The 13,202-nt window shown below is 37.5% G+C and carries 12 protein-coding genes; 5 read left to right on the plus strand and 7 right to left on the minus strand.

Features of this window, described 5'->3' with window-relative positions; translation table 11 throughout:
* The first annotated feature begins 141 nt into the window (after positions 1-141).
* On the plus strand, positions 142-612 hold the full coding sequence (locus BUE24_RS20015; RefSeq protein WP_073320219.1) for a CBS domain-containing protein: 471 nt from the start codon (positions 142-144) through the stop codon (positions 610-612).
* Between the two features lie 108 nt (positions 613-720).
* Here the strand turns inward: BUE24_RS20015 and BUE24_RS20020 are convergent, their stop codons facing one another.
* From BUE24_RS20020 to BUE24_RS20030, 3 genes are all read right to left on the minus strand, one after another.
* Positions 721-1,071, minus strand: coding sequence for a DUF2116 family Zn-ribbon domain-containing protein (locus tag BUE24_RS20020; RefSeq protein ID WP_073320221.1), 351 nt, complete (start codon positions 1,069-1,071; stop codon positions 721-723).
* A gap of 3 nt (positions 1,072-1,074) precedes the next feature.
* Positions 1,075-1,584 (minus strand): DUF6265 family protein, encoded by a 510-nt coding sequence (locus tag BUE24_RS20025; RefSeq protein ID WP_244548184.1) that lies wholly within the window; start codon positions 1,582-1,584, stop codon positions 1,075-1,077.
* 63 nt (positions 1,585-1,647) lie between these two features.
* Positions 1,648-2,550: a histone deacetylase family protein gene (locus BUE24_RS20030; protein WP_073320306.1), complete on the minus strand. Its 903-nt coding sequence runs from the start codon at positions 2,548-2,550 to the stop codon at positions 1,648-1,650.
* A 140-nt stretch (positions 2,551-2,690) separates the two neighbouring features.
* Between BUE24_RS20030 and BUE24_RS20035 the strand changes: the two genes are divergently transcribed.
* Positions 2,691-3,947: an MFS transporter gene (locus BUE24_RS20035; protein WP_073320224.1), complete on the plus strand. Its 1,257-nt coding sequence runs from the start codon at positions 2,691-2,693 to the stop codon at positions 3,945-3,947.
* Between the two features lie 58 nt (positions 3,948-4,005).
* On the opposite strand, the gene BUE24_RS20040 is transcribed toward BUE24_RS20035, so the two are convergent.
* The 4 genes from BUE24_RS20040 to BUE24_RS20055 form a co-directional block, all read right to left on the minus strand.
* On the minus strand, positions 4,006-5,484 hold the full coding sequence (locus tag BUE24_RS20040; protein WP_073320227.1) for a hypothetical protein: 1,479 nt from the start codon (positions 5,482-5,484) through the stop codon (positions 4,006-4,008).
* 57 nt (positions 5,485-5,541) lie between these two features.
* Entirely contained in the window at positions 5,542-7,608 is a 2,067-nt protein-coding gene (metG, locus tag BUE24_RS20045) for a methionine--tRNA ligase (protein ID WP_073320229.1), read from the minus strand.
* A gap of 97 nt (positions 7,609-7,705) precedes the next feature.
* A complete protein-coding gene (locus tag BUE24_RS20050) occupies positions 7,706-9,343 on the minus strand; it encodes a DUF1501 domain-containing protein (RefSeq protein WP_073320232.1) in 1,638 nt (545 codons plus the stop codon).
* Positions 9,344-9,349: 6 nt separating this feature from the next.
* On the minus strand, positions 9,350-10,876 hold the full coding sequence (locus BUE24_RS20055; protein WP_073320235.1) for a DUF1800 domain-containing protein: 1,527 nt from the start codon (positions 10,874-10,876) through the stop codon (positions 9,350-9,352).
* Between the two features lie 105 nt (positions 10,877-10,981).
* Here BUE24_RS20055 and BUE24_RS20060 point away from each other — a divergent pair, with 105 nt between their 5' ends.
* From BUE24_RS20060 to BUE24_RS20070, 3 genes are read left to right on the plus strand one after another with little or no spacing between them, the layout of a single operon-like run.
* On the plus strand, positions 10,982-11,878 hold the full coding sequence (locus BUE24_RS20060; RefSeq protein WP_073320238.1) for a S66 peptidase family protein: 897 nt from the start codon (positions 10,982-10,984) through the stop codon (positions 11,876-11,878).
* A gap of 2 nt (positions 11,879-11,880) precedes the next feature.
* The gene (locus BUE24_RS20065) at positions 11,881-12,240 is read left to right on the plus strand and encodes a YraN family protein (RefSeq protein ID WP_073320241.1); all 360 of its coding nucleotides are present in this window, start codon (positions 11,881-11,883) and stop codon (positions 12,238-12,240) included.
* Between the two features lie 26 nt (positions 12,241-12,266).
* On the plus strand, positions 12,267-13,163 hold the full coding sequence (locus tag BUE24_RS20070; protein WP_073320308.1) for an aldo/keto reductase: 897 nt from the start codon (positions 12,267-12,269) through the stop codon (positions 13,161-13,163).
* The last annotated feature ends 39 nt before the right edge of the window (positions 13,164-13,202 follow it).

Here is a 13,202-nt window from a genome sequence, read left to right on the forward strand (position 1 = left end):
ACATGTTATCGATTAAAGGATACCAAAGAATTCGTTGAAGAGATCATAAAAATAGGGTTTGCAGATGGTGAAACACCGCGTTTGGTTTGATTAAGTTTTTGAAAATCACTATATTTAAGATTCACAAAATCACTAAACATTATGGGAATTATCAGTTTTCAAGGGGCTAGATCAAAGGTAAAAAAGCAAAATGATACCCCCATTAAGGTGTCGGATTATATGACAAGGGATTTGATTACGTTTCGTCCAAATCAATCGGTTATGGAAGTTATTGAAACCTTAGTTAAGAATAAAATATCCGGAGGACCAGTAGTTAATGACAACAATGAGTTGTTAGGGATTATCTCTGAGGGAGATTGTATTAAACAGCTTAATGAAAGCCGTTATTACAACATGCCTATTGATGATGCCAAAGTAGAGAATTTTATGGCGAGAGACGTAGAAACCATCGATGGTAATATTAATATTTTTGATGCTGCCAACAAGTTTTTGCAAACCAAAAGAAGACGCTTTCCAATTATTGAAGATGGTAAATTAGTAGGGCAGATCAGTCAAAAAGATGTGATGAAAGCTGCTTTAAAACTAAACAGTCAACATTGGAGAGATTTATAACCATCTTCTTCGCCAACACAGTATCAAAATCTTTTAAAACCTGAAGAGTATTGATCGACCAGATCAATCTCTTCAAACCCCAATTGACCTCTCTTTTCTAATTTCCAATCAACTATTTCGTTTTACCAAAGCATAGAACTCATTTTCCAGAGGTAGATATCCTTGGTCATACACAAAGTAATAGATGTTTCCTGTTTTTGTAGTGTAGATACTCGTAAAATGCTGAAAATCGAAGCCCTTGGCGATGAGTTTCGTTTTGGTAGTTTTGGTTTTCTCATTAGGATTTAACTCCTCAAGAATACGATAGTTTTTTCGCAATCGATTGTTGATATTTCTGATAAGATTTTTACTATCCTTATTTAATTGATTATTAAATGCGTTACGACAATAATCGCTGCAGAACTTTTTATCTGCTCGACCTATAATTTTTGTTCCACAAACTGGACATTCTTTAGCCATTAATTACCTCCTCTTATAGTTAAATTTTACTTCTTCGCTAGAACCATCTTTGTTATGAACGACTACATAAAGATTAATTTCGGAATCACTTATTTTTTCGAAAGTGAACTCATCAAAATATACCCGGTCTTTCTCCACTTTTACTAATTTGAAATCAACAGTTTCATCTTTCTTTTCCCAACCTTTAAAATCTCCATGAAAGTGTTTGAGTTGTAACAACAGCGTATTATTCTCTTCGGTAATGCCTCCAACCTCATAGAATTGGATTTTACCATTTATAACCAGTTTAAAAGAAAACATCATAGAGTTACCCAAGGGATCACTCCAGATTTCTTCTGTAATTCCTCCAAATGCTTCTCCTCGCCAATATCCACTAATCCACGAAACATCTTGCAATGATGCTTTGGGAGAGTTCATGCCTTCGGTAAACTTTAAAACGTTGGATGCTTGCTCTTGCGCAAAGGCTGTCGAAATGATCATTACAAAAAGTAAAAATGTGAGCTGTAATCTCATAACTAAGTTTTTATGGACTAGAAAGATACAATAAATATCCGTTTACAAACGACTAGGCTTTTTTCAGAAGAAAATATCTTGTGCTAACCTAAAGGTATTGGCATGAGCATCCACAATAACTTTGATATCTGGTGAATATCCACCACCCATAGAGCACATTACTGGGATTTGTAGATCTTTACAGCTTTGCAAAACAAATCGGTCCCGTTCTGCACAGCCTTTAACGCTGCATCCTAGTTTTCCTAATTTGTCGGTAGCAAGAATATCCACACCACTGAGATAAAATATAAAATCGGGTTGTTGTTCGTCGATTAGTTTTGGGAGTGTATTTTTCAGGATATCCAGATACTCCTCATCATTGGTGTCATTAGGTAAGGCGATATCCAGATCAGAGATTTCTTTTTTAAAAGGGTAATTGCTTGCTCCGTGCATCGAGAAGGTAAACACCAGATCATCTTTTGCAAAAATTTCAGCAGTGCCGTTTCCCTGATGTACATCCAGGTCTACAATCAGGATTTTTTTGGCCAAGTTTTGCTGCAACAAGTAACGGGCACCAATAGCTTGATCATTGAGTAAACAAAATGCTTCTCCATGATCGGTATAAGCATGATGTGTGCCTCCAGCTATATTCATTGCAATACCATGTTGTAGGGCATAATGTGTGGCTTTGATCGTACCATCTGCTATGATTACTTCGCGATCCACTAGTTCTTGGGATAACGGAAAACCAATTTTTCTAGCTTCCCTTCGCGGAATAGAGAGTTCTTGTAGACTCTGGTAGTAATCCTCTGTATGAACTGCAAGTATCGGTTTTGGATCAGGGATTTCTGGTGTGAAAAAATTCTCTTCTTCACAAGTTCCTTCATGAATCAATTGCTTTGGTAATAGCTCATATTTTATCATCGGAAATCGATGACCGTTGGGTAATGGGTGTGTATAAATAGGATGATAAGCTATTTTGAGCATGTAGTGGATAGCAGCAATAAATTCATAAAAACACAAACGAAGATATACTATCTTTTTTGGTATTGAAATGATTTAAGATTTTATTTTGAAATGAATGTTCCTGTAATATATACCTTTGCCCAGACAAACTTCTCTTTTTAATGAAAAACGATCCGTATCAGGCATTACGATATCCAGAATTTAGCATTTTTTTATTCATCCGTTTTTCTTTGGTCATGGCATGGACCATGCAATTTATAGTTATAGAATGGCAGGTATACAGTATCACCAAAGACCCACTTTCTTTAGGGATAATAGGTTTGATGGAAGTGATTCCAGCGGTATCTTTGGCTTTGTTTGCAGGGCATATAGTAGATCAGAAAGAAAAGAAGAATTTATTACGAATTTGTATTTTGGGTTTTCTGGGGATTAGCACAGGGTTATTTCTGCTTACATTACCTGAAGTGGCTGTTTCCTTCAAGCAATCCTCTATTTTGTTAGGGATATATGTTTTGGTCTTTCTAGGAGGCGTAGTACGGGCGTTTTTGGGGCCCACTATTTTTTCACTTCTGGCATTACTGGTACCAAAGAAAGTATATCCCAATGCTGCTACTTGGAGCAGTTCAACCTGGCAAATAGGTGCTGTATTAGGACCTGCTTTGGCTGGTTTTGCTATTAACTTGATTGGTGTACACTGGTCCATGTTGGTTATTGTTGGTTGGGCATCATTGGCTTTTGTTTGTCTATTTAGGATTCCTAAAAAACCAATAATGAATCCCAATATAGGAGAACCCGTATTGAAAAGCTTAAAGGAAGGAATTCGATTCGTTTTTAAGACTAAGGCGATCTTGGGAGCACTTACCTTGGATATGGTGGCGGTTCTTTTTGGAGGAGCGGTTGCTTTATTACCAGTTTTTGCTCAGGATATTCTTAAAGTAGGACCTCAAGGGTTTGGGACCTTAAGGGCAGCTCCTGCGGTAGGAGCATTCATAATCATGTTCACTACGGCTTATTTTCCTATTAGTAAAAATGCGGGAAAGAAATTACTATTGGCTGTTTTTGGGTTTGGGATCTGTATCATCGTTTTTGGGCTTTCTTCTGTGTTTTGGATTTCGGTAGTAGCGCTATTTTTTAGTGGAGTCACTGATGGCATTTCAATGGTAGTTCGGCAAACGATACTGCAGCTTAAGACTCCAGATCATATGCGAGGAAGAGTATCTTCTGTAAATTCTATATTCGTAGGATCCTCAAACGAATTAGGAGCCTTCGAAAGTGGTATTACCGCCAAATACATGGGTACTGTTACCGCAGTAGTATTTGGAGGTAGTATGACCTTGTTTATCGTGATTCTTACCTCCGTCATTTCTCCAGCCTTCAGAAAATTGGATCTTAGAAAAGACTTGGAGTCTGAAGGATAAACGTAATGGTATATAGGACGAAAATAGATACTTTGGTTAAGTATGTAATCCAAAAACCTCAGTCCATAAACTTTCTTAAATAGTATCTTTTGTGCAAAGATTCATAATACCCATAAACATAGTATCCATTGTATTTGAAAATGGTTTCCGCTTTTTCATTTAAGAGCTCTTTTGAAAACTCTTTAATTTTGTCAAATGCATTTTTTGACACTTCACCAGACAAATGATCAAGTTGTTCGTTAAATAAGCAGTGAATTCTAGTCGATTTTGTTGTAGTATAGGACGAATATGCATAGAAGGTAGGAGTCATAAATGCATTGGCTAAACCGGTCATAGCACCTCCGATAGCACCAAATCCCATCATGGGCATACCATAACCACCACCAGTATTTATTTCTTTTACTCCGCCTAGAGTTACTTTTGTGGTATCTCCTAGCTGTTGTACGGCTACAGCGATATCACCAGAAGCAATCTTTCTTAAAAACTTCTGTGTTTTCTCCATTTCTCTGTAGTTACTATAATACCCTCCTTCTTGAATAATAGGAGAGTTCTTAAAAGTAATACTATCTTCTTTTTGCAAAGCCAATTGTTTTACTAATTCTTTTGAATGTATATCAGTTACAAAGAGTCGCATTTGTCCCTTTTTACCAACGATTTGATATAACCTATTATTCGCTAAAAATGAGTTTGATTTGATAAAAATATTCTCGTTGTTTTTCACATAGAGTAGATCCGGTTTTTTAAAACTACGAGCATCGTAGGTGTTATCTTCTAGATTGAGTGTTAGGAGTTGTGTTGTTTTATGATCGTTATCTATGGATATGATAATTGAATCTTCCTCGATGTATATTTTTTTGGATTTAGCGGCAATTTCAAGAGCGTTAGGGATATCGGTTTCAATCATTCCTAAATCAAAAGAAGATTTCATAAGTCCTGTAGTTGATTTTTGTAGGGATTTATATAAGGGTATTTCTTTACCCAGTTTATCCAAAAAAACTACATCGCCGAAGTCATAATGCATAGTCTTTTTTGCTCCAGTAACATCAATTTTGTAGATATTTAGTTTTGAGGTCTTTTTTTGTAAAGTCATTACACAAATCTGATTTCGATAGGTAAATGCTTCTACATAGCTTTCGTCATCAGAAAATAGAGGGTCTTTGTTTACTATTGTTGTTGAGTGCTCAGCATCAAACTTTAATAATTCGAAACGTGTTTTTTTATCATTGGCTAAAAGGAAGACATATTGATAGTCAGTGACAATGGCCTTGATGATGTTTTTTGCACTTTTTTTGGGGCGATCAAATTGTTTTTGATCTACTAATTCGAATGCCGTATTGTACTTGTTGAGATAGAATTTTTTTCTATCTACAATAAAAAGAGATAATTCATCAGTTTTATCATTAATAACAGGAATTGATTCTCGTCTGTCACTTAACCCTCCTTTCAATTGCATTTCCTCTATAGATAGGGTTTCTTGACAAAGAATGCTAGAATGTATAGATAAAATGGATAGAACTACTACAATAGTATGTTTCATAAAATAAGAATTTCTTATTTATGTTTTAGATGTGTATTATGTTACCTAGAAAATGATTTAGTTAATCGTAGCTCCAGGAAGAACGCCATCTTCATCTGGATTTAAGAAGACCAATTTACCTTCGGGAGTTTCGGTCATCAAAATCATACCTTCGCTTTCTACACCACGTAGTTTTCTTGGTGCTAGGTTAACCAAAACGGTTACTTTCTTACCCACAATTTCTTCAGGAGTAAAGTGCTCGGCGATACCCGAAACGATAGTTCTTGTATTGATGCCAGTATCTACCTTAAGCACCAATAACTTTTTGGCTTTTGGCATTTTTTCGGCTTCAATGATGGTACCTACGCGCATATCTAACTTGGTAAAGTCCTCAAAAGTAGTCGTGTCTTTTTGAGGTTCTATTGTTTTATTTTCAGCTTCGTTGGCTTTTTTGGTAGCTTCTAGTTTGTCCAATTGTTTCTGAATTTCAGCATCTTCCACTTTAGAGAATAGTAATCCGCCTTTTTCGATTTGATGTCCAGCAGGAAGCAGTACTTCTTTTTGAGCAATATCATTCCATTCTGTAGCTTCATCGTTGGATGAAATCGCCAAGGTTTGTTTTAATTTCTCGGAAGTAAATGGCAAAAACGGTTCGCATAGTGTTGCTAGGGCAGAAGCAATCTGCAGAGCCACATACATTACGGTTTGTGTGCGTTGTTCATCGATCTTGATTAACTTCCAAGGCTCTTCATCTGCCAAATATTTATTTCCTAATCGAGCTACATTCATTAATTCCTGACTGGCTTCTCTAAAACGGTAACGTTCTATCGAGCTAGCAATAACTGCAGGATAGGCTTTTAATTCTTTAAGGGTTTGTTCATCAACTTCAGAGAATTGACTCGGTGTTGGAACTACGCCATTGTAGTATTTATGCGTCAATACCACTACACGATTAATGAAGTTACCAAAAATGGCTACAAGCTCATTATTGTTACGCGCCTGATAGTCTTTCCAGGTAAAATCATTGTCTTTGGTTTCTGGTGCATTGGCAGTTAATACATAACGCAATACATCTTGTTTGTCAGGAAACTCTTCCAAATATTCGTGTAACCAAACCGCCCAGTTTTTGGAGGTAGAAAGTTTATTTCCTTCCAAGTTCAAAAACTCGTTGGCAGGTACATTTTCTGGTAATACATAGCTTCCTTCTGCTTTTAGCATACTAGGGAAAATGATACAGTGAAAAACGATATTGTCTTTCCCAATAAAATGCACCAATTTGGTGTCTTTGTCTTTCCAGTAAGGTTCCCAGTCTTTTCCTTCTCTTTCTGCCCATTCTTTGGTAGAAGAGATATAACCAATAGGAGCATCAAACCATACATACAACACTTTCCCTTCGGCTCCTTCTACTGGTACGGGGATTCCCCAATCCAGGTCACGGGTTACCGCTCTTGGGCGCAAACCATCATCGATCCAGGATTTTATTTGTCCGTATACATTGGCTTTCCAATCTTTTTTATGCCCTTTTAGTATCCACTCTTTCAGAAAATCTTCATATTGATCCAGCGGTAAAAACCAGTGTTTGGTTTTTTTCAAAACGGGTTCTGCACCTGAAATCGTTGATTTTGGATTAATAAGATCGGTAGCATTTAGAGAGCTCCCACAGTTTTCACACTGATCTCCATAAGCTTCTTCGTGACCACATTTGGGACAAGTACCTGTTACAAATCTGTCGGCCAAAAATTGATCGGCTTCAGGATCGTATAGTTGCTCAGAAGTTTCCTCGATAAACTGCCCGTTGGCATACATTTTTTCAAAAAACTCTGAAGCTGTTTTATGATGAATAGGAGCGGAGGTTCTCGAGTAATTGTCAAACGAAATTCCAAAATCAGCAAAAGACTTTTTGATGATGGCGTGGTATTTGTCAATAATCACTTGCGGAGATACACCTTCTTTTTTGGCACGCATCGGGATGGCAGCTCCGTGTTCATCACTACCACAAATAAAGGCAACGTCCTGGCCAGTAATTCTTAGGTAACGCGAATAGATATCAGCAGGTACATAAACTCCTGCTAAATGTCCAATGTGAATTGGTCCGTTGGTATACGGTAATGCTGCTGTAATGGTGTATCTTCCCTTGGTGCTCATAACTTAAAAATAAAGGCACAAAGGTAATAAAAACGAGGTCAAAAAGAACCCGTCAAAGATTCAATTTTAAGAATACGTATGACGGGTTATGGTATGTTTACGAAATTACAATCGACTTGCTAAAGTTACCGCTGTTGGTTTCAATCTGATATACATATGGTCCCGTGCTTAATCGGGTATTGGCAGCTTCTTTCACATTGATGATAAGATCTCTACCTTCCATAAGCATTTCGTTAGCCAACACCGCTACTTTTTGCCCTACAATATTGTAAAGCGAAACCTCAATATGTGTGGTCGCTGGACTCACAATATTAATAAAGGTTTGGCTGTCACTGTAGGTTGGAATGTGTGTTAAGCTTTCACCGTCGTTGGGAATATTCGGATTTGTTCCAGAACAGTTAAATCCAATATCCAACGATTCAAACTGAGCACCAAGTAATGCTCTATCTACCATTTGTGGGTCAATACATAACCAGTCTTTCATTACGGTAGAATATACCTGTCTGAAATCCATAGTTTCTGTAACGTTTCCACCACGGGTTAAGCTATTGATATCTGGATGTTCTCCAACAAAACCATTACCATTAAGGCCGGTTCCGAAGAACATAATTGGTGCAGCAGTACCGTGATCGGTACCTAGTGAACCATTTTCTCTAAATCGTCTTCCAAATTCTGAAATGGTCATCGACAATACTTTGTCATCCCATCCTGCGGCAGCAAGATCGGCATAGAAGTTACTTACTCCTTCAGAGAAAGAGGTTAGCAGTTGCTGGTGTCTTTGGATTTGATTATTGTGTGTGTCAAAACCTCCCAGAGTAACCAGAAATACTTTGGTTCCTAGTCCTCCTTTAATTAAACGGGCAATGATACTAAATTGTCTACCCATGCTATCATCCAAATACCCACCAAAATCTGTAGAGCGCTCATAAGCGGCACTGATGACATCTGCATAGTTAAATGTAGTATTCGTTGCTTCTCTTAAGAACCTTAATCGATCTCCATAAGTACAGGTTTCATCAATATCATCGAGATTATAGAACGTTTCATTTTCAATAATTTGTAATAATCTTCTAGGGTCTGAAACCGCAAAAGAATAATCACTCTCAGGACCTTTGAAAATTAAGTTACCAATACTTCCGATTTGGATCGATGGTGGACTTGGTGGCGGATTAAAGAAATAATCAGGATAGATTTCTCCAAAATATCGTCCCATAAACCCAGTTCGATCATCTTCCTGCAAATTGGTATTCGCATAAATATCCGATCCCTTAAAATGTGATAATGAAGAACCGTCATATCCTACTCCATGTACAACTCGCATTTGTCCTTCTCCCCAAACCCCTTCTAGTTTGTTCATGGGTTTTGGCATTGCAAAATCATCGGTAAGTGAGATAAACTCACTAGGAGGTATCCTAATCAACGGTCGTGCATTAGCATATACATCATAGTCGTATACGGGGATAATGGTATTAAAACCGTCATTACCTCCTTGCAGACGTACAATAACCAATATCTTATCGTTTTCGGGATCTGTTCCTTGAGCAAGAGCTCTACTTAAGGCTGATGGTCCCGATACCGATAGAGGAGTGTTGGCTAACATCATGCTTCCTCCACCTACAAGACCAAGAGCTTGTAAGAATGATCTTCGGTTCCACTTTTTATGTTCGTCGGTATTACAATTACCGTACTTATCTAATTTTATTTTATCGGGGGCATTATTATGATTCTGGCACATAGCGGTTTATTTAAGTTGAAATTCAGGGATGTCTACAATATAATTCAGAAGGGCAACAAACTGCTCTGCCACTTCGGGGCGATCTAATCTCCAGATAGCAGGATCTACTGCGTCTGGTTCGTAGTAACTAGGCGGGAATGCATCAATATCCCTAAAAACACCTGAAATTTCATTAAAAATAACATCGTCTGCGATCCCTCTCGGGAAGAAATAATTGACAAGAGCGCGTACAACAATATCTACTTCTGGGCCACTAAGACTCGGGTCTAGATTACCATCTGTAGTGTTTCCGATAGGAAGACCTACCACAAAATCTCTAAATTGTTGTTGATTTTGATTCCAGCTTTGATTGATAATAAATCGAACACCTTCCCATCTACCGATCAAAAGGTCCGGACTAATCCAGTCTCCATCTCCTTGCCATCCTTCTACATCTATAGGATTAAGCACATCTTGACCTAAAACTCGCACTGCTCCTCGCACATAATCATTTATATCAACCGGAAGTTGAAATCCTAGTTCATTATAGAAGCAGATTAACAAGTCGCAAGGACTTTTAATAATCGCTCCAATAGCTTCTTGATTGAAGAAGTGCTGACTCTTAAATAATTGACGAAGAACAGGAGCAATTTGGAAATTGTTGTCGATAAAGGTCTGTGCCATTTGCGCAACAACAGCTTCACTACAGGTAGGACTTACAAAATATGCATACAGTTTTGTACAGATAAAAGTAGCTACTTGAGTTGTTCGTTGCTGGAACAAAATATTGATTACATCATCGTAATTCCAGTTTCCGGTCTGTCCAAATATGGTTTTGGTATCATTACTAAATTGCCCTGGGTTAAACAAAATGTCCCCCCAAGGAATATCATTAGTATCTACATACCCGGTTAAGGCTTTTGAAGTTTCTTGAATATCATCTTCGGTGTAATCATTATCTACACCAAGGGTAAATAATTCATACAGCTCTCGAGCATAATTTTCATTAGGTCTATCTCGTACGTTTTCATCTCCATTAAGGTAGACCAACATTGCATTCGAAATACCAATATCATATACAAAATCTCTAAAATTCCCAAGGGCATGAATCTGCAATAGGTTATAGTATTGCGATTGGTATGCAGGGCTTCGATAAGTATCGTCTTCGGTTACAAAGTGATTGCTCCAAAATAAAGTAAGTCGCTCACGAACCTTATTTTGAATAAGGTCGTTGATCATTTGATTTTTTCCCTCTCTACGGTAAAAACCAGTATCGTTATCGGGGTTAGCATCCTCGGCAGCTTCAAATTGGTCTCTATTCCAGAATCCCCATAGTGGAGGTGGAGTAGCATTTAGTGCAAGAGCTTCGTCAATTAAAGCATCAACAAGTGCAGAGGGGTCATTTTGGGATAGTGCGGCCAGTACTTCAGCTTTTGAAGCACCAAAACCAATCCGACGATACAAATGATTTATTTTCGTAACATTCCAAGGGTTCTCCGGTGTGGGAACATATACATCCAAGGAATCCAGATTACATGTAGTATCAGAGATCATAGGCATAAGATTTTAATCGTAAAGTTGAGGGACAAATTCAACACAATATAATAGATTATAACGAAAGTATTTGTTAATTAGTATCATATTTTGAAAATTTAATACATGTTTAAGCCTGAATTTTTAAGGGAAGGAGACAAAATAGCCGTCGTATCTACCGCTCGAAAGATCGAAAATAGAGAGATCAAGGATTCTTTGAGTATTATAAAAAGCTGGGGTTTAATACCGGTAATAGGTTCAACAATCGAGAAGGCGGCACATCAATTTGCAGGGTCTGATCAGGACAGGACTGTAGACTTTCAAAATATGTTGGATGACCCAGAAATAAAGGCCATTTGGTGTGCTCGAGGAGGGTATGGTACGGTTAGAATCATAGATCAAATCGATTTCTCTAAGTTTATGAAACATCCAAAGTGGATTATCGGTTATTCTGATATCACCGTTTTACACTCTCATATTCATAACCTGGGAGTAGCAACGATACATGCACCAATGCCGGTTGATTTTCATCGAGGCACAAAGACTGCAATCGATGCTTTTAAAGCAACAATTTTCGGGCATAGTGAAGGGTATTTGGTCAAAACTTCAAAGAAAAATATTTTGGGTAAAGCTTCTGGCCAGTTGGTGGGAGGAAACTTATCTATTCTGTATTCACTTTGTGGTTCTGAATCTGCCATAGATACTTCTGGTAAGATTTTATGTATCGAAGATCTGGATGAGTATTTGTACCATATTGATCGGATGCTGCAAAATCTAAAGCGAAACGGATATTTTGATAACCTGGCGGGCTTGATTGTGGGTGGAATGAAAAAAATGCACGACAACAACATTCCTTTTGGTAAAAAGTCCAAACAGATCATTTTGGATATTGTAAAAACATACGATTTCCCTGTGGCGTTTAAATTTCCCATAGGGCATATAGAAGATAATCGAGCTCTTGTTTTTGGAGCCGAAGCTTCTTTAGAAGTAGGTACAAATCAGGTGGAGCTAAATTATAAATAGCGATGGCAGAACACAATAAGCTAGGTAAAAAAGGGGAACAACTGGCTGTAGATCATTTACAGCAAAAAGGGTATGCTATTTTACAAAGAAACTTTAGGTATCAGAAATCAGAAGTGGATATCATCGCGCAAAAAGATGAGGTAGTCATTGCTGTAGAAGTAAAAACCAGAAGTACTCCAGAGTTTGGAAATCCCCAGGATTTTGTAAAACCGAAACAAATACAATCTCTGGTAAAAGCAATGGATCATTTTATGACCGAAAATGATCTGGATCAACAGGTGCGTTTTGATATTATCGCGATTATTCAAAATAAATTAGGAACACGAATTGAGCATCTTGAAGATGCATTTTATCATTTTTGAAAGTATCTTTAGATAAAATTAAACAGGTGAACTATCGAAAACTAGGACATTCAGACATCAACATCAGTGAAGTTTCTTTTGGCTGTATGTCGTTGGATTGGAGCAACACAGAATCCGAACGTCTGTTACATTCAGCCATCGACTACGGAGTTAATTTCTTTGATACTGCAGATTTATATGATGGTGGTAAGAATGAAACCTTGTTAGGAAACGCTTTAAAAGAGCATAGAAAAGGCATAATTCTTGCTACAAAAGTGGGTAATCAGCTTCGGCCAGACGGAAGCGATTGGGATTGGAATCCGAGCAGAGATTATATTGTAAACGCAGTAGAGCAAAGCCTGAAACGATTGCAAACCGATTATATCGATTTGTACCAATTGCATGGGGGAACTATAGAGGATCCAATTGATGAAATTATTGACGCTTTTGAAATCTTGCAAAAAGAAGGTAAAATACGGTATTATGGTATTTCATCTATACGTCCCAATGTGATTCGAGAGTATGTGGATCGATCAAACATAACAAGCGTGATGATGCAATACAATCTTTTGGATAGAAGAGCAGAAGAAACTTGTTTGCAGTTGCTTGATGAAAATAATATTGGTGTTTTGGCTAGAGGGACATTAGCCAAAGGGCTTTTGGCAGGAAAACCAGCAAAAGAGTATCTGGGATATACAGAGACGGAGGTACAAAATACTATAGATGTATTGAAAGAGGCAACAGCATCAGATCAACCTATAGGCAGAACAGCAATGCAGTATGTGCTTCAACATCCAGCGATTAGTTCGGCGGTATTAGGAATAAGAAGTCAAAAACAATTAGAAGAAGGTTTTTCATTATCTCACTCAATTAGTTTGAGTAATGAAATATTTGCAGTGTTAGGCAAGAGCAATACCCCAAAAATATATGCACAACATCGATAATTTTTAGGTGTGAGTATATCCATTCGGTCGAAAAACATA

The organism is Aquimarina spongiae, from assembly GCF_900141785.1.
Taxonomy (GTDB): Bacteria; Bacteroidota; Bacteroidia; order Flavobacteriales; family Flavobacteriaceae; genus Aquimarina; species Aquimarina spongiae.